General features: G+C 48.1%; 18 protein-coding genes. 10 read left to right on the top strand and 8 right to left on the bottom strand.

Annotation, left to right across the window (positions count from 1 at the left end):
• Positions 1–408: 408 nt before the first annotated feature.
• Complete coding sequence (locus HC229_RS07080; RefSeq protein WP_191019764.1) at positions 409–897, top strand: PPC domain-containing DNA-binding protein; 489 nt, start codon at positions 409–411, stop codon at positions 895–897.
• Between the two features lie 282 nt (positions 898–1,179).
• Here HC229_RS07080 and HC229_RS07085 read toward each other — a convergent pair whose 3' ends face one another.
• Both HC229_RS07085 and HC229_RS07090 read right to left on the bottom strand, forming a co-directional pair.
• On the bottom strand, positions 1,180–1,872 hold the full coding sequence (locus tag HC229_RS07085; RefSeq protein ID WP_191019765.1) for a LytR/AlgR family response regulator transcription factor: 693 nt from the start codon (positions 1,870–1,872) through the stop codon (positions 1,180–1,182).
• Positions 1,848–2,903, bottom strand: coding sequence for a sensor histidine kinase (locus HC229_RS07090; protein ID WP_191019766.1), 1,056 nt, complete (start codon positions 2,901–2,903; stop codon positions 1,848–1,850). Before HC229_RS07090 ends, HC229_RS07085 begins: the two co-directional genes overlap by 25 nt.
• Positions 2,904–3,051: 148 nt before the next feature.
• Between HC229_RS07090 and HC229_RS07095 the strand changes: the two genes are divergently transcribed.
• Genes HC229_RS07095 through HC229_RS07105 form a run of 3 tightly spaced genes read left to right on the top strand, consistent with a single transcriptional unit; the run spans position 3,052 to position 8,741 of the window.
• Positions 3,052–4,440 carry a TolC family protein gene (locus tag HC229_RS07095; RefSeq protein WP_191019767.1) on the top strand — a complete coding sequence of 463 codons (1,389 nt, stop codon included), beginning with the start codon at positions 3,052–3,054 and terminating at the stop codon, positions 4,438–4,440.
• Position 4,441: 1 nt separating this feature from the next.
• A complete protein-coding gene (locus HC229_RS07100; RefSeq protein WP_191019768.1) occupies positions 4,442–7,678 on the top strand; it encodes an efflux RND transporter permease subunit in 3,237 nt (1,078 codons plus the stop codon).
• A complete protein-coding gene (locus tag HC229_RS07105; RefSeq protein WP_191019769.1) occupies positions 7,668–8,741 on the top strand; it encodes an efflux RND transporter periplasmic adaptor subunit in 1,074 nt (357 codons plus the stop codon). Before HC229_RS07100 ends, HC229_RS07105 begins: the two co-directional genes overlap by 11 nt.
• 327 nt (positions 8,742–9,068) lie before the next feature.
• On the opposite strand, the gene HC229_RS07110 is transcribed toward HC229_RS07105, so the two are convergent.
• The 5 genes from HC229_RS07110 to HC229_RS07130 all read right to left on the bottom strand — a co-directional run bounded on the left by HC229_RS07110 (position 9,069) and on the right by HC229_RS07130 (position 15,303).
• A complete protein-coding gene (locus tag HC229_RS07110) occupies positions 9,069–9,716 on the bottom strand; it encodes a hypothetical protein (RefSeq protein ID WP_191019770.1) in 648 nt (215 codons plus the stop codon).
• Positions 9,717–9,779: 63 nt separating this feature from the next.
• The gene (locus tag HC229_RS07115) at positions 9,780–13,202 is read right to left on the bottom strand and encodes a hypothetical protein (RefSeq protein WP_191019771.1); all 3,423 of its coding nucleotides are present in this window, start codon (positions 13,200–13,202) and stop codon (positions 9,780–9,782) included.
• A gap of 92 nt (positions 13,203–13,294) precedes the next feature.
• Positions 13,295–13,477, bottom strand: a complete 183-nt coding sequence (locus HC229_RS07120; RefSeq protein WP_191019772.1) for an ORF6N domain-containing protein — start codon at positions 13,475–13,477, stop codon at positions 13,295–13,297.
• Positions 13,478–13,528: 51 nt separating this feature from the next.
• Positions 13,529–14,812 carry an aspartate kinase gene (locus tag HC229_RS07125; RefSeq protein WP_191019773.1) on the bottom strand — a complete coding sequence of 428 codons (1,284 nt, stop codon included), beginning with the start codon at positions 14,810–14,812 and terminating at the stop codon, positions 13,529–13,531.
• Positions 14,809–15,303 (bottom strand): GNAT family N-acetyltransferase, encoded by a 495-nt coding sequence (locus HC229_RS07130; RefSeq protein ID WP_191019774.1) that lies wholly within the window; start codon positions 15,301–15,303, stop codon positions 14,809–14,811. The genes HC229_RS07125 and HC229_RS07130 overlap by 4 nt, the downstream gene beginning before the upstream one ends.
• Before the next feature lie 237 nt (positions 15,304–15,540).
• On the opposite strand from HC229_RS07130, the gene HC229_RS07135 reads away from it, so the two are divergent.
• The 5 genes from HC229_RS07135 (at position 15,541) to fbp (ending at position 19,678) form a co-directional block, all read left to right on the top strand.
• Complete coding sequence (locus HC229_RS07135; protein WP_191019775.1) at positions 15,541–17,127, top strand: ELWxxDGT repeat protein; 1,587 nt, start codon at positions 15,541–15,543, stop codon at positions 17,125–17,127.
• A gap of 117 nt (positions 17,128–17,244) precedes the next feature.
• Positions 17,245–17,577 (top strand): ArsR/SmtB family transcription factor, encoded by a 333-nt coding sequence (locus HC229_RS07140; RefSeq protein WP_191019776.1) that lies wholly within the window; start codon positions 17,245–17,247, stop codon positions 17,575–17,577.
• 10 nt (positions 17,578–17,587) lie between these two features.
• Positions 17,588–18,040: a DUF6428 family protein gene (locus HC229_RS07145; protein WP_191019777.1), complete on the top strand. Its 453-nt coding sequence runs from the start codon at positions 17,588–17,590 to the stop codon at positions 18,038–18,040.
• A gap of 120 nt (positions 18,041–18,160) precedes the next feature.
• Positions 18,161–18,577, top strand: coding sequence for an arsenate reductase ArsC (locus HC229_RS07150; protein WP_191019778.1), 417 nt, complete (start codon positions 18,161–18,163; stop codon positions 18,575–18,577).
• An 84-nt stretch (positions 18,578–18,661) separates the two neighbouring features.
• Positions 18,662–19,678, top strand: a complete 1,017-nt coding sequence (fbp, locus tag HC229_RS07155) for a class 1 fructose-bisphosphatase (protein ID WP_191019913.1) — start codon at positions 18,662–18,664, stop codon at positions 19,676–19,678.
• Between the two features lie 96 nt (positions 19,679–19,774).
• Here the strand turns inward: fbp and HC229_RS07160 are convergent, their stop codons facing one another.
• The gene (locus HC229_RS07160) at positions 19,775–20,206 is read right to left on the bottom strand and encodes a tellurite resistance TerB family protein (RefSeq protein ID WP_191019779.1); all 432 of its coding nucleotides are present in this window, start codon (positions 20,204–20,206) and stop codon (positions 19,775–19,777) included.
• Positions 20,207–20,414: 208 nt separating this feature from the next.
• Between HC229_RS07160 and HC229_RS07165 the strand changes: the two genes are divergently transcribed.
• Positions 20,415–21,005 (top strand): HupE/UreJ family protein, encoded by a 591-nt coding sequence (locus HC229_RS07165; protein WP_191019780.1) that lies wholly within the window; start codon positions 20,415–20,417, stop codon positions 21,003–21,005.

Consider the following 21,005-nt stretch of genomic DNA (forward strand, 5'->3'; position numbering starts at 1 on the left):
ATCCTTTATAGCATTTTCGCACGATTTTGTAAAGTGTGTGGCTTTTTGCGTAACGAAGTTAGTTTGTGATCGGGTTAGCTTAGCAGGAGGTGGAACTGTCGAAAAATTCCTGTTCGGTCTCGGTTAAAGTTGTTATCATGGAGTCGTGAAGCAGCTAAGGAGGGCGAAGTGGCGGTATTTCCTTAAATCAAATTGGCGGTATTTGTTTAAATCGAAATGGCGGTATTTTGCTTAAATCGAATTGCCGGTATATCTCAAATAGAAGTTGCAGTGTATCTTAAATAGAAATGGCGGCATTTGCTTAAACATAACATATCTGCCAAGATATGTTATGTTTGGTAAAATTAGGTCAATTCCCAAGATTCGAATTACAGATTTTCTGTACCAAATCATAAAAAATCAGCTCGTATGAAATATCTTATTTGTGCAATCGCTACAGTATTTTGCATATCGGCTTATGCCCAAAAACAGTATGTGAAAGTCCCGGAAGGCTATCTGATGGTTCTCGAGCAAGGGGACGATATCCTCAGCAAACTCGAAGCATTCGCTATCGCCGAGAAAATCCCATCTGCGAATTTTACGGGTATGGGATTCGTCAACATGAAGTTCGGATTTTTCAATTACGATACAAAAGAATACGAGCCCAAACAGTTTGACGATGTCGAATTGGCCGCCATGCAAGGTACGATCGGATTGCAAAAAGACAAAGTGTCGATCCATGCGCACGGTGTCGTTACCGATCGGACATTCCAGGCTTACGGAGGACATATTCTAGATGGGAAGGTGGGAAAAGGAACGCTCGAAATCATGATTTTCGTACATGATAAAAAATTTGAGCGCGTGAAAGACGAGAAACGCGGGTATAACATTTTGTGTCTGGAAAACTGTCCAAAATAACCCGCCGCTTCGGTTAAATTGAAATCGGCAACCCGGAAAATATTTGCGTGGCTGACTTTTGACAACATTGCCGTCGTCGATTTTCAAAACTGTGACAAAAAGCGCTTCGGAAAAAAAATGTCACAGAATTGGTGACAAAAATATTTTCGCAAAAAAGTTGTCACAACTTCGTATCGGACTTTGTCGTTCTCGACACACACACGAGTGTTAATTCCCAGCTCGGGGAACAGATTAATTTTCAATGCCTACTGGTTTACAACAATCCTCAATCGACGATCCGAATCATCTAAGGCGCTCGCTCAACTCCCGTCGATATGTGATCCCGACCGGAATTTTTTCGCCTCTGATGGTCACCGTTTCCCGGTCGCGGCTTTCGATATTGCCGAGCGAAACGATATAGGATTTGTGTACGCGAAGGAACCTGTCCGAAGGTAAGTTGTGTTCCAGTTCGTTCGTCGTGATTGTCGCGAGCCATGTTTTCTGGGGCGTGAAAATCTTGACGTAATTGCCGTAACTCTGGGCATAAAGGAAATCATCGAACGCAATATCGACGAAATGGCTGTCGACTTTTACCGAAATGTGGCTTCGATTGTCCGATACGGGGTCGTTTTTCGGATACATGTCGAACAAACGCGCGATGGCTTTTTCAAATCTCGGATGGTAAATCGGCTTGAGCAGATAGTCGATCACGCCGAAGTCGTAGCTCTCCAACGCAAATTCCGAATAGGCCGTGGTCAATATCGTCTTTGGCGGATTGTCGAGTTGTTTGAGCAATTCCAATCCTGTCATTTCTGGCATGTCGATGTCCAGAAACATTAAATCGACGGGATTTTCACGCAAGTATTCCGCGGCTTCAAAACCGTTGAAACATTGGTGCACCAACTTCAATTTCGGGTTTTGCCCGATATAGTTCGCCAGCACGTAATGCGCTGCAGGCTCGTCATCGACGATCAAACACAGTCGCTGGGCAGACATGAGGCAATTTTTTTTAAGCGGAGTTTCAGGGAAACGACGAATTTGTCGCCTGGTTCTTCGATCGTCAGATCGTGTTTGTCGTGATAGAGTAGTTTGAGACGTTCGGTGGTATTCTTTATCCCGATTTTTGTCGAGACGACCGTCGATTTTTTCTCCGGAATCGAGTTCTCAAGCCTGAAATCCATCAGGCCTTCCTTGACGGTGACAGACAGGTTAACGAAACAGCTTCCGATGGTTCCCGTACCGTGTTTGAACGCGTTTTCTATAAAATTGATGAGCAGCATCGGAGAGATCTTATAACCGTTTTCACTGTCGGTTCGGTAATCGAATTGAATATTACAGCGATATCCCAATCGTTCGCGTTCCAGCTCAATATAGCTTGAAACGAACTCGATCTCTTCTTCCAACGTCACATATTGGCGCTGGTCGCTCTCGATCTGGTAACGCAACAGTTGCGACATTTTCATGATGAGGTCACTCGTGCGCTCGGGATATTGCAGGCTGATGCCGTAAAGCGTGTTGAACGTGTTGAACAGAAAGTGAGGATTGAGTTGAGACCGCAACGCCTTCAACTGCATTTGGTTGAACAAAAGTTCGGCGTCCTGCTGGCGTTTTTGCTCGCGATATAATTTAAGCATCACAGTAGGGCCGAGATACAAAATTAGCGTTCCGGACAAGGAAGCCATTTGGTAGATGAAACCTCGTTGATAACAAGGGTAATTGTCGAGCCGCGGCAAAAAATTCTCGGCAACTTCATAAATGACGATCGTGAAAACGCCGATCAGCGCGAGGCTAAAGCCGATATAGGCGAGCGGTTTGTGCTGTTTCAGCAATATCGGAAGCAGGAAAAACCGGTTGATTTGCGCATGGACGTACAACATCCCAAAGTAGGACAAAGCTGCCAAAACCGATTCCCCGGATGCATATTCTATCCAATCGTTCTTGAGCAAATGTATCGTGAGCATAAAACCGAAAATTGCGATTTCCTGCCACCATTTGGAATCCAGAATAGAATTGATACGGGTGTTCATTGTCTGACGATCTTGTGCAAAGGTCACCTTTTTTGCCAAACAGCCAATTTTCAAATGACGAATGCAACTCATCATTTAAACGGTCGTTTCAAACCGCCATATTCCAAAACCGACATAATTTTGTGCCACCTCTAGAAATTCATACTTTATGTTTAAACGCTACAAAATTTTGATCGTGCTGATTTTGCTGTCGGTTAAGGTTGCGGCACAAACGCTTTCCCTGCCCGAGGCCATTGCAACCGCGACCAACCAATACGGAATGGTCAAAGCCAAACAAAATTACACCAAGGCGGCCGGGGAAACGCTAAAGCAGACCCGGCGCGAATATTTGCCGAACCTGGTGCTTTCCGCCCAGCAATCGTATGGAACGATCAACGGACAAAATGGCCCTGCTTACGGATTCGGTGGTTATGGTGTCGCTTCTTCGGGACTTCCGCTCGACCACCAAAACTGGAACGCTGCGTTCGGGGCGCTTTATCTGGCCAACATCAATTGGGAGTTTTTTACGTTCGGACGCTATCGCGAGCGCATCAATTTGGCCAAGGCCGATGTCGCCCGAAACCAAGCCGATTACAACCAGGAGCTTTTCCAACACCAGGTTCGCGTTGCGGCAGCTTATCTCAATTTGCTTGCGAGCCAACGGTTGGTCCGTTCCCAACAAAAAAATCTCGACCGGGCGCAGGTTTTCCTGACCACTTCGGGCGCCCGCGTAAAGAACGGTCTCAATCCCGGCGTTGATTCAACTTTGGCTGCGGCTGAAGTGTCGCGCGCCCGCATCGAACTCAACCGCACATTCGATCTCGTAAAGGAACAAAACAACCGCCTCGCTTTTTTGATGGGATCCGACGTCCGGGAGTTCCAGCTCGACACTTCGCTCGTTGCGAAAATTCCTAAGAATATACTGACGCTTGAGTCGCCTTCGGACACCGTAAATCCTATCCGGAAATTCTATAAAAGCCGCATCGATTTCAGCGATCGCCAAGTCAGATTGTGGCGAAAGAATTACTATCCGTCGTTCAGTTTGTTTGGCGTTTTCCAAACGAGAGCGTCGGGTTTCGACTCGGCTTATGCACAAGATCAGACCGCTTTCTCCCATGATTATATCGACGGGATTTCGCCGGATCGCCAGAACTACCTCGTTGGTGTCGGCGTGACCTGGAATCTTACGAATATCTTCCGCGCAAGCAAGCAGGTTGCCTCACAAAAGTTCATTTCCGAAGGGCTAAAAAACGAATATGAAGTCATCGATGTCCAGCTCAGGACTCAAGCGGATGCAGCCGATGCCAAGATCCGGTATGCGATGGACAATTTCAACGAAGCGCCCAAACAGGTCGATGCGGCAAAACAGGCCTATCTGCAACGCACTACGCTGTACAAAAACGGATTGACCACGTTGACCGACGTCACCCAGGCGCTTTATGTCCTCAACCGGGCCGAAACCGATCGCGACGTCATTTATACCAACGTTTGGCAGTCGCTTTTATTAAAGGCAGCCGCCACTGGCGATTTCAATCTTTTCCTAACCGAATTCCAGTAATATGAACCTCATTCGTTTCGCTTTACGCAAACCCATTTCCATACTTGTGCTCGTAGCCGGACTGTTCTTCTTCGGGATAGGAGCCGTGCGCGACATCAAAGTCGATATTTTACCGAAGATGAACCTTCCGGTGATTTACATTGCGCACCCGTTTGGCGGTTATACGCCCGACCAAATGGAGGCTTACTACGCCAAAAATTACATCAACATCCTGCTTTTCGCCAACGGTATCAAGTCGATTGAAACCAAGAATATTCAAGGGTTGATGCTGATGAAACTCACGTATTATCCTGGAACCAATATGGCTCAGGCCGCGTCTGAGTTGTCGGCTTTGTCGAATCGGATCCAGGCCATTTTCCCTCCGGGTTCCCAGCCGCCGTTCATCATTCGCTTCGACGCTTCGTCTTTGCCTGTCGGACAATTGGTTTTGAGTTCGCCGACGCGCTCCAACAACGAACTTCAGGATTTGGCGAACATCTACGTCCGTGCGAGCTTTACGCAGATTCCGGGTTTGCTTGCACCGGCCCCTTTCGGCGGAAGCCCAAGGACGATTCTCATCGAAGCCGACCCGTATTTGCTTCGCGCCCACAACCTGACGCCCGACCAGGTCGTCGAAGCGATTCGCGTGAACAACCAGACCGCTCCGCCGGGAAACGTGCGCATCGGAGATAAGAATTACCTTACGCCTACGAATTTTACGATACGCGACATTGGCGATTTCGAGAAAATTCCGTTGTTCAAGAACAATGTCCAAAACCTCTATTTGGGAGACGTGGCAAAAGTTCGAGACGGTGCCGATGTCGTCGCCGGTTATGCATTGGTCAACGGCAAGCGGTCGGTGTATATGAGCATTGCAAAATCTGCCGACGCCTCGACTTGGGACGTCGTGAAAAACCTTAAGGCAACGCTTCCGAAAATCAAAAGTACGCTTCCGGAAGATGTGGAACTTTCGTACGAATTTGACCAATCGGTTTACGTGATGAATTCCGTCAAAAGCTTGGTTACGGAAGGGATCATCGGAGCCGTTTTGACCGGTTTGATGGTATTGCTTTTCCTTGGCGACAAAAGAGCGGCGCTTATCGTGATCCTGACCATTCCGATTTCGGTGATTTCGGGCGTGCTTTTTTTGCAACTTTTCGGATTTACGATCAACCTGATGACGCTTTCGGGATTGGCGCTTGCCATTGGCATCCTTGTAGACGAAAGTACGGTCACGATAGAAAACATCCACCAGCATTTCGATATGGGCAAGCCGAAAGCGCTCGCCATTTGGGACGCGTGTAAGGAAATCGCGCTTCCGAAATTTCTGATCCTTTTGTGTATCCTGGCCGTTTTCGCACCTGCATTTACGATGGGCGGAATTCCCGGATCGCTGTTTTTGCCGCTTGCGTTGGCCATCGGATTCTCGATGATCACGTCGTTTTTGCTTTCCCAGACGTTTGTTCCCGTAATGGCCAACTGGCTTATGAAACCGCATCACAAGCAAAAGGAGTTTCCGGCGCATTCTCACGAAACTTTCGATTCACACGGCATTCTGGTGCAACGCGATGATTTCAACGACGACGGAAAAATCAGCCGTTTTGAGCGTTTCCGGAATGGTTTCATGAAATTGATCGACCGACTGTTTCCGGCGCGCAAGTTGGTTTCGATTGCTTATTTGCTTGGAATCACGGCTCTCGCTGTCCTGGCCCTGAATTTTATCGGACAAGACGTTTTCCCGAAAGTAAATTCGAGCCAATTCCAGCTCAGGATGCGCGCTCCGGCGGGAACCCGTGTGGAACGCACCGAGGAAAAGGCCAATCAGGTGTTGTCTGAAATCAAGCGTTTGGCAGGAGAAGATCATGTGAGCGTGACGTCCGTTTACGTCGGGCAACACCCATCGCTCTTCTCGATCAACCCGATTTATTTGTTCACGGCCGGTCCTCACGAGGCGGTTTTCCAAATCGGGTTCAAAGACAACGAACTCAATCTCGACGCGTTCAAGGACGACCTTCGCAACAGCCTGGCCAAAAAGCTGCCGGATGTAAAACTCTCATTCGAACCGATCGAACTTACCGACAAAGTACTGAGCCAGGGCGCAACGACACCTGTTGAAATCCGGGTATCGGGAAAAGTCAAGAAACTCAACGAAGAATATGCGCAAAAACTCGTTGACAAATTAAAGGAGACGCCTTATTTGCGCGACATCCAAATTGCGCAACCGGTCAAATATCCGTCGTTGAACATCGACATCGACCGCGTTCGCGCCGCTCAATTGGGCGTAGATATGAGTGACGTTTCGCGATCGCTTGTCGCCTCTACTTCGTCCTCCCGCTATACCGAGAAAAACAACTGGATCGACGAGAAGACGGGATTGTCGTATTCGGTACAAGTCCAGGTTCCGTTAGACAAAATGCAATCGGAAAACGACATTAAGGAAATTCCGTTATTGCGCAACCAATCGCGTCCCGTTTTGGGCGACATCGCCACGATTTCCCCGACATTCACTCATGGGGAAAACGATAATCTCGGCGCGATTCCGTACGTTTCCGTCACTGCCAACATTCACGATAAAGATTTGGGAACAGCAGTGAAAGATGTTCGAAAACATGTTGAATCGCTTGGGGAACTGCCGCGTGGACTTTTCGTGGAACCCGTCGGGATGGGAACCGTGCTCGAAGAAACGATGAGCAGCCTGCAATCAGGGCTTTTGATCGCTATCGTGGTTATTTTCCTGATGCTTGCCGCCAACTTCCAATCGTTCAAAGTATCGTTTGTCGTATTGACGACGGTCCCGGCGGTAGTGTTGGGCTCGCTGATCCTGCTATTGCTGACGGGCTCTACGTTGAACCTGCAATCGTATATGGGCATCATCATGTCCGTAGGCGTATCGATCGCCAACGCCGTACTTTTGGTTACGAATGCCGAACATTTGAGACGCATCAACGGAAATGCACTGCAATCGGCACGGGAGGCGGCCGGCTTGCGTCTGCGTCCGATCATCATGACGAGTATTGCGATGATCGCGGGAATGCTGCCAATGGCGATAGGCCACGGTGAAGGAGGCGATCAGGTTTCTCCCCTCGGACGGGCCGTAATCGGAGGCTTGTTGTTCTCGACGTTTGCCGTGTTGGTTATCCTTCCGATGATTTTCGCTTGGGTACAGGGCAATGCCACGACCCAGTCTGTTTCGCTTGATCCGGAAGACGAAGAAAGTAAATTTTATGTTGCACCAAAAACATCCGACAATGAAAAATAATCGAATCGTATCTATCCTGCTACTTGGTTTCGCCATCGGTTGCGGCACTAAGGAAGAAGAGAAAAAAGCGGCACCTGACGCTGCTCCCGTTTTGGAAACCGTCAGTCTCGCAAAAGAAAAAATGTCTACCGAAATGCGTATCCCTGCGGAGCTGACCGGGATGAAGCAGGTCGATTTGTTTGCCAAAGTGACAAGTTTCGTAAAGGAATTGAAGGTCGATATCGGTTCTGAAGTAAAGCAAGGGCAACTTTTGGTATCGCTCGAAGCGCCCGAAATTTCGTCCCAGTTATCGGCCGCAGAATCCCGCCTGAAATCCCAGGAAGCGGTTTATTTATCGAGCAAAGCCACTTACAACAGATTATTGGAAACAAGTAAAGTGGAAGGCACGATCGCCAAAAACGACCTTGAAATTGCCGAAGCCCGCAAGAATGCTGATTTTGCCAATTACCAGGCGGCGAAAGCGTCATATTCGGAAGTGACCAATATTCGCGGATATCTTCAGATTCGGGCACCTTTCGACGGCGTCGTATCGGCAAGAAATGTGAATTTGGGCGCTTACGTCGGGCCGTCAAGCGGAAGCCTGCCGTTGCTTTCGATACAGCAACAGGATAAACTGCGCCTTTCGGTCTTCGTTCCTGAACAGTATTCAGGGTATCTCAAAACGGGGAGCGCGCTGACGTTCAATGTAAAATCGCTTCCGGGACAAGAATTCGACGCGAAAATTTCACGGATGTCGGGCGCTCTTGACGCAAGGCTTCGCTCGGAACGCGTCGAAATGGATGTAAACAACAACTCCAAAAAACTGAAACCCGGAATGATTGCAGAAGTGTTGCTTCCGTTGAACGCTCCCGATAGCACGGTAGTCGTTCCAAAATCTGCGGTGGTTACGTCGAGCGAAGGTATTTACGTTCTGATTGTCGAGAATGGAAAAACGAAGCGCGTACCCGTTACAAAAGGACGTGAACTGGAAGAACGAGTAGAAATTTTCGGGGATTTGCCCGAAAAGGGACAGGTTGTCAGGATCGGGTCGGAAGAAATTAAGGACGGAACTCCTGTAAAGTGATTTTTAGGAGAATCGGTTTTCGTGACACCGGTTGTCATGCGTGTTGCCCCCAGACATAACAGACTTTCGAAAATCTGTTATGTCTTGCCAAAGTTCGGTGTTTTCCGGAAGACTTCCGTACAGATTTTCTGTACATTTTGTTAAATGTCTACTCTCGACAAAAATCCGTCCGGCGACTTAGCCAACGCTGATAAACAGTGCGGATTGATGATCACTATAGGATGGAGGCTTCAATGTCGAACATCAAATCAAAAACTTATTAACCCAAACAAAGCAAAAAGGCACCAATCGTACTGATGGTGCCTTTTTTAATTTATCCCGAACGGTTTATTTCGATTCGGCTGGTTTGTTATTCGGATCCTGGAGCAAAACAGGAGCGTTCGTCGTGGTGACCTTCACACCCGATCCCGGAGTGACTTTGCCGTCAGATGAGATTACGCCAGGCGTCACGGTAATCGGTTGGCCGTTGGCTGAATTCGCTGTTTGCACTGACGTTGTCTTTACCGGTTGGCTCAATGGTGTTCCCACGGCAATATCGCATCGGTGTCCTTGCTGTCCGTGAGGCGGGTTCATGCCTGGGGCGGTTTTGTTCGAGGTTGGCACCGGTGTCGAAGGCGTTATTTTTGTGATGGTCGTTGGCGACGTCGGGGCGGGCGCACTTGCCGATTTTACGGGTTGGTTCAGCGGAGCTCCAACGGCAATATCGCAACGATGGCCCGGTTGTCCGTGGGGCGGGTTCATGCCCGGTGCGGTGGCTTGTGCCTGTGGTTGTTGCATCTGGACCTGGGTTTGTTGCGGCTGGACCTGCATCGGTTGTTGAGGCGTTGCGGCCGTGGCAGCGAGTGGAGTAGCCGGAGTCGCGGCGGCGGTTTCGGCAGCGGCTACCGAACTTTCCTGTGGCTCAAGCTCTTTTTTGCAAGAGGTCGTCGCCAAAGCCAAAACCAAGGCGGTAAATATGGACGATTTGATTGTCATGTCTGTTTGTATTAAGGATTTCAAATATAACAGATTGGGCCCGATTGGCGGCATCGGACGTTGTTAAAAAAACGCTCGCAACTGGACGCTTCCCGTATGTATCGATTTGCTGGTTTCGCTTTTCCGACCCTGATAGTTTACGTTCACGTCGAGATATTGGGTAAGGTTCTTTTGCAGCAGCAATCGCCACGTCAGGTTTTGTCCGGGCTGAAGGCCTTCGAGCATGGTGTAGGCCACGGGCGACAGCGGGTCGCCTTCGAAAGCGTTTTTGTAAAGTGAGAATTCGCCGTTTGCCGTGAATTTTTTTTCGCTGGCGTATGTAAATGAAGTGCCGAACCTATCCTGCGACAAGACCTCGCGCGCTTTGATTTGATTGTCCTTTTGCTGCCTTTCGTAAAAAATATCCCAGCTTGCATTTTTGTTGAACAGATAGGAAACCTTAGGCTGAATCTTGTAACCGTCGATCTCGAAATTCTTGGTTTCGTAGTTTTCAGATTCGGACTCGGTGGATATCGTCTGCAAGCTCATATTGAAAAGCCAGGTTTTTTGCACCAAATGCGCATATTGCAGCTGATGTGAAAAGTTGCGGTTTTCCTGGGATCCGACGTTGAGCAAACTTTTGGATTGCCCGAAAAGTGTCGTATAGGTAACCGAATGATCCTGCTTTCCGCGGTTGTAGTACAAACTGTTTCGGAAACTCGAATTGAGGCCGAGCATATTTTCATCCGACCAACTGAACGGATTCAAATCGAAATTGTCACCCTCTCTTTTGATTTTGCGCTCGCTCAGGTAGGAAATCTGGTCGTAAAAAAGCGAAAGAAATTTCAGGAAACCCTTCTTATTCTGCCATTGGGCCGGGTTAAACGTCAATGCGACCGAAAACTTATTTTGGTGCGTTTTGAGGAAAACCTGGTTCGGAAGGAAAACTCTCACATATTTTGCCTGGTCGGGAAACGGCGCGATCTCAAATTCCTGAAGTTCCTGGATGCCGTTGCCGTTATAGTCGTTCCAAGTGTAAATTCCTTGGCCTGGCTCGACTTCGATATACGTAAATTCCTGTTGCGGAATGGTTCCGGACGACGTTTCGTAAGCCGACGTCAGCGCCAGCAATTGGCCGAAATATCGATCGCTGTAAAGAAAGCGTGAATTCAGCGACGGCTCGCTCCCGAGGGCGTCATCCTCAAACTGGAGGCGGCGATAATTCACGAATACGGAAAGGTTCGTGCGCTCATTTTTGATGAGTTGTGATCTCAGGTAGAACGAATTGGAACGGTTCACGCGCTCGAGTATCCCGCCTTGTAAACTGTCGTTGACGCGTCCCAGATAGCCGAGTTCGACAAAGACTTTTGTGCTGTCGCCCCGTCCGATGAACGCTCCATATTCTGAAAAACGCTGGCTCAATGGCGAAAGCTGCCCTGTCGATTTGATTCTTTCGTTATTGTCTTCGAAGCGCTGGCTGGCCCCGACCCAATTTTTGCCGAAATGATATTTGACCTGCAGATTGTTTCGCGAAAACCGGGATTCGGCATACTCGCCCTGGCTATTCAGGAAGCTTCCCTGGTTTCGAACCGTGAATTTGTTGAGTTTTATTTGAGCTTCCACCACATGGCGACTGCCCGAAAAAGCCCCTGAGAAATCGAGCTTTTCAAATTTGTAGCGCGCAAAGCCCCGCTCGGGATGGTTGTATTCCAAACCGGATTGCAGATAGCTTTGATCGTTCACGCCATTGGTGTTGTTCGTATTGGTGAGGTTCCAGTCGCGGTCGAATTCGATGGAAAAAAGGCGTTCGATGGTTCGGAATTCCTTCTGGACGAATTGAAAGTTGGCAAAAGCGTCGACCGTCGATTTATCACGCGTGAAAATCCGTTGTTTTCCGTTGACGCGACCCGCGACGCCTTGGTTATTGCCGTCGTCAAGATCCGAAAAGAGATTGAGGTCGTTATTGCTGAATCCGACTTCGAAATCGACGTTGGTCTTCTCGCTCGGATTTACTTTTCCCATCAAGGTCACGATTTGGATTTTGCTCGGCGCGACCAATCGGATGATGGGTTCGTAATTCCCCTGGAGCACGCCTTCGACGGGAGGTACATATTGATAAATGCGTCCCACGGCGTTGCTGTTCGTCAGGATATAATTGCCCTGATTGTTCCCCACGAGTGAAAAGCGCACGTTATAAAGCTCGTCGTCGGGATTGTTCGAAAATTCAAATATTTCGGTTGCGCCTACGATAATTTTTCGGTACAAAATCTTGTTTTCGGAAAACGTGTCGAGGTAAGCCGAAGGCGAAGTCATCAAGCCTTGGTTGTCGCCGGCATCTACGAGAACCTGGGCTTGTTCTTCAGATAAATTTTGTTGTAGCGGCTGGTTTTTCACATCGCTTTCGGAATAGACGTATCCGCCCAAACTCCACGTTTTGCGTTCGTGAAGCGCACCTCCGTAGGCGACGAAACGCGTGTAATTCCGGTCGGAATATTGGTATTCGATATTGATGCGCATTTCGGACGTGATCGGAAATAGCGAGGTGAAAGTGATCTCGCCGGCGTTGTAATCGATGACGTAATCGGCATTTTCGCCTCGCCTGAGCAAAATACCGTTGACATATACGCGTTCCGAACCTGAAATTACCAGAATATAAAGTTCGTTGTTCGGACCTCTCAATTTATAAGGTCCCTGATTGCCTTCCTGGCCTACGAATGTGCTTTTGGCATATTGCCCGCGAACCAAGGCCGCCGATGCAAAAATCGTCGTTTGGCTTTCCGGTTTCCCGAATGTGACCTGGCCTGAAATTCCCTGGACTTTTTTGCTGAAGTTCAAAAAGCGTGATTTGCGGTTTTCAAGGAAGAGGTCGCCTGCGCGGATGTTCCACTTATCGGAATACAATTCAATGAAAATCTGGTCGAATTCGTCGAGTTTTTGGGAATAACCGCCTTCTTGCAACGGTACGTTCGAATCTTGTATTGACGCGCGAAGGCTGACTTTGTCTGAGATTTTGCCGGTAATCTGTAAGTCGAGCGACGAATTCGTCACGGCGTTCTGATTGTTGCCGACGGTAATCCCGCGTGTGATTGAGCCCGTCGTGTTCAGTCCCTCAAACGGCACAAAAGCTTTTCGTGTAGATTTATCGACTTTGTAGAGGTTTCCTGCCTCGTTCGACACGATGCGATCCTTGTCGTAAATACTGTATTCTTTTGTCAGGTAATTCGGCAGTTTAAGGAACCGAACATTGACCGTGTCGTTGGCGAAAGGAGAATCGGCGTCGAAAACCAATAGCGATTTTGCGAAGTCGACTTTGTAGAATGCCGTGTCAATCGGTTGGTCGAGGCGATCTGTAAGCTTGAAGAATTCCGGATTGATGCTGACGCTGTCAAGTTTTATGCTGTCTTTGGCAACAAAAAATTTGCGGTTTTGGTAAGGCGTGCCCTCTTCCTGCGACCAAAGTGCGCAAGAACAACAAAGCAACAACACCCAAAGCAATTTTCTCAGCATAGCAGTAATAACGCCTTAAGGTCAAAAGTAGTGTATTCGCACGAAGTTCAGGTTTTGAATCCGATGCGTTTGCGGATTGGAGCTTCGACCTTTTATGAAAGTTCGTCTATGTACTGGAAGATGAGTTCGATATTCTGTGATTGAGCATTCACCTTATGTTTTAGTTTTTCGACGCCGTATAGCGAGGCCAAATCGCGGTCGAGCATCACTTTTTGGTCGCGTATCACTTGAATCTTGACGAGTAGCAGATCCTCTGGGTCATCAGGAACAGACATAAGGTAAGTTGGAGAAATCGCCGAAAATTAGGAAACCTTTCTTAAACTATTTTACAGTTTTTCTGTAGTTTTTGTTAAACTGGATTCCAGCGTCACGAGCTGCAACGTTTCGCGGCTGATCTGCTTGACAAGAACGGTTTTGTCCTTTTCGACCATTTCAGACGATTTTTCATCGAAATGACGAATCGTGTAAAGCGAAACGTTGTCGTTATAAGAAACCTTGAATTTCTTGGAAAGAATAGATTTGAGGTCGGCAAAGTTCCCGAACTTATCATCGACGCAAACCGAAAAACTGATAGCCGAATTCTGGATCAGTGACACTTTCATCTTGAATTTGTGCAGCAAGGCGAAAATTTCAGAGATATTCTCCTCCATGATAAAAGAGAAGTCAATTGATGAAAGCGAGATCAGCAACTGGTTTTTCTTTACGATAAAACACGATAATTGCGGGTCGAGATCGGCGCCTTTAGACACACTTGTCCCTGCCAGTTCGGGATTCACGAACGATTTGACATATAGCGGAATTTCCTTTCCCTGCAACGGCTGAAGCGTCTTTGGATGGATCACCGTCGCGCCGTAAAACGCCAATTCGATCGCTTCGCGGTATGAAATCTGGTGCAACAGCATCGCATTCTCAAAATAACGAGGATCGGCATTCATTACGCCGGGAACGTCCTTCCAGATCGTCACGCTTTCGGCATTGAGGCAATAGGCAAAGATCGCAGCCGTATAATCGGAACCTTCGCGCCCCAGCGTCGTCGTGAACCCGTTTTCGTCGGAACCCAAAAAGCCTTGTGTAATATTGAGTTGTTTGCGCTTTACGTTTTTTGAGATGTTTTTTTGGGTTTGCTCCCAATCGACATTCGCATCGCGGTATGTGCTGTCGGTCTTGATGAAATTGCGCACGTCGATCCAATTGGTCGGGATCGCCCGGTAATTCATGTAATGCGACAGGATCACCGTAGAAATCAGTTCACCATAGCTTACGATCTGGTCGTAGACAAAGTTGTAATTTGGCGATTTGTTGTGGCCCAGGAAGTATTCCATGTCGGAAAAATGCCCGCTGACATCGGCAAACACCTTATGGGATTCGTCCTCAAAAAGGTCGAGCAGAATTTCATTGTGGTACTTTTTGACATCCTGAAGCGATTCCTTGAGCTCTTTCGATTTATCCCTGTAATTTTTTACGACGGTCTCAAGCGCATTCGTCGTTTTGCCCATTGCCGATACTACAAGCAGCACATCGTCGTGGCCCGCGATCTGCAAAACATCGTAAACATTGCGGATTCCCGCCGCGTCTTTCACGGAAGCGCCACCGAATTTGAAGATTTTCATATCTGTCGTAAGTCTTGAGGTCGTAAAGTAATAAAGGCGTCGATGCCGGCTTCATCCATGTGGACGACACGCCAGTCAGGCAAGATTCTCGCACCCGATTTTTCATAAAACGTTACCGCCGGTTCGTTCCAGTCGAGCACGTTCCATTCGATGCGCCTCACATTGTCCAATTTGCCCTGTTCGATAATTTTTAAGTACAAAGCAGATCCAACGCCGGTGCCCCGGGCTTGTTCGGTTACGATGAGGTCTTCAAGGTGGATCGTCCGTCCTTTCCATGTGGAATAGCGGTAATAATAGAGCGCCATTCCGACGATTTTGCCTTCCTGTTCGGCAATGAAGGTGTGAAACAGCGGGTCATCCCCGAACCCGTCGCGTTCCAAATCGGCAACGGTGACAACAACCGCCTTTGGCTCGCGCTCGAAAATGGCCAGTTCGGTAATCAGACGCAATACGTCCGGCATGTCTTGTTTGGTTCCGGGGCGAATAGTCATGGTGTCGTGTTGGTTGGCAAATATACGAATGCGGCGGTTTTCGGTGAGACGGTAAAAATCGGAATTAACAAAAATGGCAGAAAATCTGTAACCGGTATTCGAAAGTCGATAGTAAATTTGTTTTTCGACACCGACACGAACCGTAATCCTATCGGTAAATTATTGGTTTCGTGCTGGTTGCAAATTAAAACGGTAAACGAACTTCAACACTATACGATAACCTTAAACACATAACAAATGAAGCAATTATTTACTTTTGGCGTGCTGTTTTTCCTCTCATTTGCGTTTTCTCAATCGATCGATCTCGTCAAAGACATTTTTCCCGGCGCGGAGGGATCGGGAATCATGCAACCCGTCGTATTTAACGGCAAACTTTATTTTTATGCGGACGACGGCGTTCACGGAGGCGAACTTTGGTCTTCTGACGGTACAGAAACCGGAACACAACTGGTAAAAGACATCAATCCAGAAGGCAACAGCGAAGTCGGGGAAATTACCGTGTTGAACGGCAGAATTGTTTTCTTGGCGGCCGATGCCAATGGCTATGAATTATGGAGCTCCGACGGGACAGCGGCCGGGACGTCGATGGTCATGGACATTCAACCTGGTTCGGCTGGTTCCATTCCATCCGGGTTTACCGTAATCGGCAACCAGGCATTTTTTCAGGCGATCGATGGCCCCGGCGGCTACGAACTTTGGGCCACCGACGGCACGGCAAATGGCACGTTCATGGTAAAAAACATTAATCCGTCGGGCGATTCGTACCCGTCTCAGTTAACGGCTTACGACGGTAAGCTTATATTTTCGGCTTACACTTTTGAAACGGGAAATGAGCTTTGGATAAGCGATGGAACGGAAGCAGGGACGATGCTGCTCAAAGATATTTTTGCTGACGGGAATGGCGATCCGAGGCTTTTTCACGAATTCAACGGATTGCTTTTTTTCCGTGCCGATGATGAAAACGGAGACGAACTTTGGGTCACCGACGGTACCTCGAATGGTACGTACAGGGTCAAGGACATCAATCCTGCTCAAGGCGATGGGTCGAGCATAGGCGAGTTTACCGAAGCGAACGGGCAATTGTTCTTCCGGGCGCGAACGGCAACTGAAGGGTTCGAGCTCTGGAAAACAGACGGAACGGCAGAAGGAACCGTTATGGTGAAGGACATTTGGCCCGGCGGCGACTCTTTTCCGGGCGAATTGACTGCGTATGAAGGGAAATTGTATTTTCAGGCTACCGATGGCAGCGCAGCCAATACAGAGCTTTGGGTTTCCGATGAAACTTCGTCAGAAACTTTCATGCTCAAGGACATTCATCCCACGAATTATTCCGCTCCGAATGAATTCATCGTCTTTAACGGGTTGCTATATTTCGTGGCCGAGGACGGCACCAACGGACGGGAATTCTGGGTCACGGACGGCACGGTCGCGGGAACCCAAAAACTGCTTTCCGATGTAGAAGGTGTAAGCCCGATGTACTTTATTCCCTTTTATGTCATCTACGTCAATCGCTTATACTTCAAGGCCGAATATGGAAACACCGGCGCGGAACTTCACAAATTCACGCCGGCGAATTTAGCGTCGGCAGGTGTGCGAAAAGACAATTTTAGGGTGTATCCGAATCCTGCAAGTACGATTGTCAGTGTTGACGCAGCATCGGGCAACAGCGTTAAGGAAATAGTCGTTTTTGCGACGACAGGACAGGAAATAGCGCGATCTGATTCCGGTAAAATCGACGTTTTAGGTTTATCGGCAGGACTTTACCTGATGCGGGTTACCGGCTTCGACGGGACGTCTTCGGTTTTTAAAGTCAACAAAATATAGCGAGCAGCCTGGGAAAGGTCGCTGTGAAGGCGGCCTTTCCTGATGTATCGAAAAAAACACGAACAAGTTTGGCGTCTTAAGAGTTATATCGTAATATTGCAATATAAAGATATAACGATGGGCGTTACGAAGACCGAGCATTTTACCGAAAACCAAAATCAGATCGCGATCATGATGAAAGCCCTTGGGCATCCCGCCCGCATTGCCATCATGGAGTTTTTGATGAAATCGGACAGTTGCATCTGCGGTGATATCGTAGCGGAATTGCCGCTCGCACAGCCAACGGTTTCCCAACATCTAAAGGAGTTAAAGAATGCCGGACTCATAAAAGGGAATGTCGAGGGCACCGCCGTCTGTTATTGTATAGACGAAAACGCGTTGGAAGTGCTCCAGCTTTATTTTGCCGGAATGTCATCGAATCTTGAAAAACAGCGAAACAAATGTTGCTAAATCCAATATCATGAAGTTATCCGAGGTAAAAACAGCGTTGGGCGATCTGGAGAATATCGTTTTCAAACTCGAAGACGGCTCTTTCGTTCCCGAGCATTTCCATGTGACAGAAGTGGGAATCGTCACCAAGCATTTCATCGATTGCGGCGGCCAGGTCCGCAACGAAAAGGTCGCCAATTTCCAACTTTGGGACGCGAACGATCACGAACATCGGCTAAAGCCGGGCAAACTGCGTAACATCATTTCGCTGTCTGAGCGAATTCTGGGCATGCCTGATCTCGAAGTGGAGGTCGAGTATCAGTCGGAAACGATAGGAAGATACGATTTGGATTTTGACGGAAGCGACTTTGTGTTGCGCTCCAAGAAGACGGCATGCCTGGCAGAGGAAAATTGCGGCGTTTCCGATAACGGGTCGGTCGATAAAATACAAAGCTGTTGTGCGCCCGATGGAAACTGCTGCTAAAATAAGTTTTTGGCGCAAGTACAAAAAGCCAGTCGTAATCACGACGTCGGTCGTCGTACTTCAATTGATCTTCGGTTGGGATCCGAAATTCTGCATCATCAATTTAATTTGGTTACTTGTATGAAAAAAATATTGGTGCTGTGCACGGGAAACAGTTGCCGTAGCCAAATCGCCGAAGGTTATCTACGTTTTTTTGCCAATGGGAAAGCGCACATTTTCAGCGCCGGTATCGAAACCCACGGCGTGAATCCGAAGGCGGTCGAAATCATGAAACGGGATGGAATCGATATTTCAAGCCATACGTCGAACAATATCGATGAGTATAGCGACATTGCGTTCGATTACGTGGTCACGGTTTGCGACAATGCCAACAAAAACTGCCCTTTTTTTCCCGGCAACGCCCAACGCTTCCATCGGAATTTCCCCGATCCGGCGAAAGCCAAAGGTTCAGACGAGGAAATAATGGCCGAATTCGAAAGTGTCCGCGACAGTATCAAAGCGTTTTCACGCGAATTCATCGAAGACCATGTGGCGTAATCGCATCTGACAAAAAGAATCGCAATTATTGGTTTGAAATCGTCTGTCAAAAAACGATATTTGCACCACTATATCGATTTCGGAATGGAAGAACGCAACAAAACCCTCGGTGAGTTCATCATCGAAAAACAGGAGGAATTCAGGTATTCAACCGGAGAATTGTCCCGCATCATCAACTCGATCAGACTAGCGGCGAAAGTCGTCAACTACAAAGTGAACAAAGCCGGGCTCGTCGACATTGTCGGTGCGGCGGGCGAAGTCAACATCCAAGGTGAAGACCAGCAAAAGCTCGACGTTTACGCTAACGAGGTTTTTATACAGACATTGATCAACCGCGAAATCGTATGTGGAATCGCATCCGAAGAAAGCGACGATTTCATCACGGTTTGTGGTTCCGATAATTCCCATAGCAACAAATATGTCGTTTTGATGGATCCGCTTGACGGTTCGTCGAATATCGACGTGAACGTTTCCGTAGGGACGATTTTTTCGGTATTCCGACGCGTCACACCCGTAGGCACGCCAGTCACGCTCGAGGATTTTTTGCAACCGGGCACCCAGCAAGTCGCCGCCGGCTATGTGATTTACGGCACTTCGACAATGCTGGTTTACACTACAGGTCACGGCGTCAACGGTTTTACGCTAAACCCGGCCATCGGTACGTTTTACCTCTCGCATCCAAACATGAAATTCAAGGAAGACGGTACGATTTATTCGATAAACGAAGGTAACTACGTCCATTTTCCGCAAGGCGTCAAAGATTACATCAAATATTGCCAAATGGAAGAAGGCAACCGGCCGTATACGTCGCGATACATCGGAAGTTTGGTTTCGGACATTCACCGCAACATGATCAAAGGCGGAATCTACATTTATCCGACAAGCGCGAAAGCCCCGAACGGGAAACTGCGCCTGATGTACGAATGCAACCCGATGGCGTTTCTCACCGAACAAGCCGGTGGGCGCGCGTCTGACGGTTTCAAACGCATCATGGAACTTAAACCGACCGAATTACACCAACGCGTCCCGTTCTTTTGCGGAAGCAGGAAAATGGTGGAAAAAGCGGAGGAGTTTATGAGGAGCGCAGAAGGCCTGAAGTAAAAAACGGAAATTGAAGGCGAGTGCCTTGGTGAAGTTAGAACATAAAAAAGTCGGATTGATTTGATCCGACTTTTTCGTATTGCTGAAATCCAGCGTTTATTTGTTCATGTGCGTCATTTCGTAGACAAACGTGTCCGAATCGACATTCATTACCAAAAGCGACAACGCTTTGTCTACGATATAGTTTACGTTGCCCGGCGTAAAGCCCAGAGCAAGCGAAAAGCGCGTAAGGATGTCTTTTTGTTTCGGGCCCAGGACGTGATCGGCATAGACCATGCGCGACAAATCGTAGAGGCGCTCAAGACGCTGCGTGTGCAGGTAAGGCGGGTTGATAGGGTATTTTCGTGGGTTTTCAAGGATTTCGGCATATTCCTCTTCGGAAATTTCAAGCTGTCGTGCGAGCTTGTCCAAAAAGAGGCGCTCTTCATCGCTGAGATGGCCGTTTTCTAAGGCGACGCGTACGATAGAGGCAAAATGGCCCTTGTTCCTGTCCTTGAAACCGCTGTCGAATAAATCGGAGAATGACATAGTGTGTGTTTTAAAACAGCTGCAAATATAAGCCGTATTTCAAATTTTAACATGCCGATTTATGAAAAATCACGGCATTGGCCCAACATTTCGGGGACGTATTCCGTTTGCTGTACGAACCTACTTAAAATAAGGATGAAGGAAAAAATCGTATGTTTACCAAACCAGACAACCGGATTTTCCCGAATCCATCGCCACAAACCTTATTATGTCAGAATTCCAAATCTATTTTCAGACAGGTCTGCATCATGTACTTGACATAAATGCGTACGACCACGTTCTTTTCCTGATCGCGCTCACTGTTCCTTACGCGTTCAAAGACTGGAAGCGATTGCTGCTTTTGGTTTCGATTTTTACAATTGGCCATACCTTGGCGCTGCTGCTTTCGGTTTTTGGCATCGTGATGATCCAGGCGAGCCTCGTCGAATTCCTGATCCCAATCACGATACTGATTACTGCCGCGTTCCACCTTTTTACCGCCGGAAAGACGGCAAAGTCTGAAAATATAAGCGTCCTAGGCTTTATAACACTTTTTTTCGGACTGATCCACGGCCTCGGATTTTCCAATTATTTTAAGTCAATTTTACCAGGTAACCCATCTGAAAAGCTAGTACCTTTGCTCGAGTTCGCCCTCGGTATCGAGATCGCACAACTTATTGTCGTCCTGGTGGCCCTGGTCGTTTCGTATATCGTCCAGACGTTTTTCAGGTTCAACAAGCGCGATTACGCGTTGGTCGTTTCGGCTTTCGTGATCGGAGTTGTGGTTCCGATGATTATCGCGAGCGAGATTTGGAATTGA

The sequence above is a fragment of the Flavobacterium selenitireducens genome, assembly GCF_014748335.1.
Classification (GTDB): domain Bacteria; phylum Bacteroidota; class Bacteroidia; order Flavobacteriales; family Flavobacteriaceae; genus Flavobacterium; species Flavobacterium selenitireducens.

Excerpts from the sequence above, each read along its gene's own strand:
- HC229_RS07080 (WP_191019764.1), top strand. The coding sequence starts at position 409 with ATGAAATATCTTATTTGTGCAATCGCTACAGTATTTTGCATATCGGCT.
- HC229_RS07085 (WP_191019765.1), bottom strand. The coding sequence starts at position 1,872 with ATGTCTGCCCAGCGACTGTGTTTGATCGTCGATGACGAGCCTGCAGCG.
- HC229_RS07090 (WP_191019766.1), bottom strand. The coding sequence starts at position 2,903 with ATGAACACCCGTATCAATTCTATTCTGGATTCCAAATGGTGGCAGGAA.
- HC229_RS07095 (WP_191019767.1), top strand. The coding sequence starts at position 3,052 with ATGTTTAAACGCTACAAAATTTTGATCGTGCTGATTTTGCTGTCGGTT.
- HC229_RS07100 (WP_191019768.1), top strand. The coding sequence starts at position 4,442 with ATGAACCTCATTCGTTTCGCTTTACGCAAACCCATTTCCATACTTGTG.
- HC229_RS07105 (WP_191019769.1), top strand. The coding sequence starts at position 7,668 with ATGAAAAATAATCGAATCGTATCTATCCTGCTACTTGGTTTCGCCATC.
- HC229_RS07110 (WP_191019770.1), bottom strand. The coding sequence starts at position 9,716 with ATGACAATCAAATCGTCCATATTTACCGCCTTGGTTTTGGCTTTGGCG.
- HC229_RS07115 (WP_191019771.1), bottom strand. The coding sequence starts at position 13,202 with ATGCTGAGAAAATTGCTTTGGGTGTTGTTGCTTTGTTGTTCTTGCGCA.
- HC229_RS07120 (WP_191019772.1), bottom strand. The coding sequence starts at position 13,477 with ATGTCTGTTCCTGATGACCCAGAGGATCTGCTACTCGTCAAGATTCAA.
- HC229_RS07125 (WP_191019773.1), bottom strand. The coding sequence starts at position 14,812 with ATGAAAATCTTCAAATTCGGTGGCGCTTCCGTGAAAGACGCGGCGGGA.
- HC229_RS07130 (WP_191019774.1), bottom strand. The coding sequence starts at position 15,303 with ATGACTATTCGCCCCGGAACCAAACAAGACATGCCGGACGTATTGCGT.
- HC229_RS07135 (WP_191019775.1), top strand. The coding sequence starts at position 15,541 with ATGAAGCAATTATTTACTTTTGGCGTGCTGTTTTTCCTCTCATTTGCG.
- HC229_RS07140 (WP_191019776.1), top strand. The coding sequence starts at position 17,245 with ATGGGCGTTACGAAGACCGAGCATTTTACCGAAAACCAAAATCAGATC.
- HC229_RS07145 (WP_191019777.1), top strand. The coding sequence starts at position 17,588 with ATGAAGTTATCCGAGGTAAAAACAGCGTTGGGCGATCTGGAGAATATC.
- HC229_RS07150 (WP_191019778.1), top strand. The coding sequence starts at position 18,161 with ATGAAAAAAATATTGGTGCTGTGCACGGGAAACAGTTGCCGTAGCCAA.
- fbp (WP_191019913.1), top strand. The coding sequence starts at position 18,662 with ATGGAAGAACGCAACAAAACCCTCGGTGAGTTCATCATCGAAAAACAG.
- HC229_RS07160 (WP_191019779.1), bottom strand. The coding sequence starts at position 20,206 with ATGTCATTCTCCGATTTATTCGACAGCGGTTTCAAGGACAGGAACAAG.
- HC229_RS07165 (WP_191019780.1), top strand. The coding sequence starts at position 20,415 with ATGTCAGAATTCCAAATCTATTTTCAGACAGGTCTGCATCATGTACTT.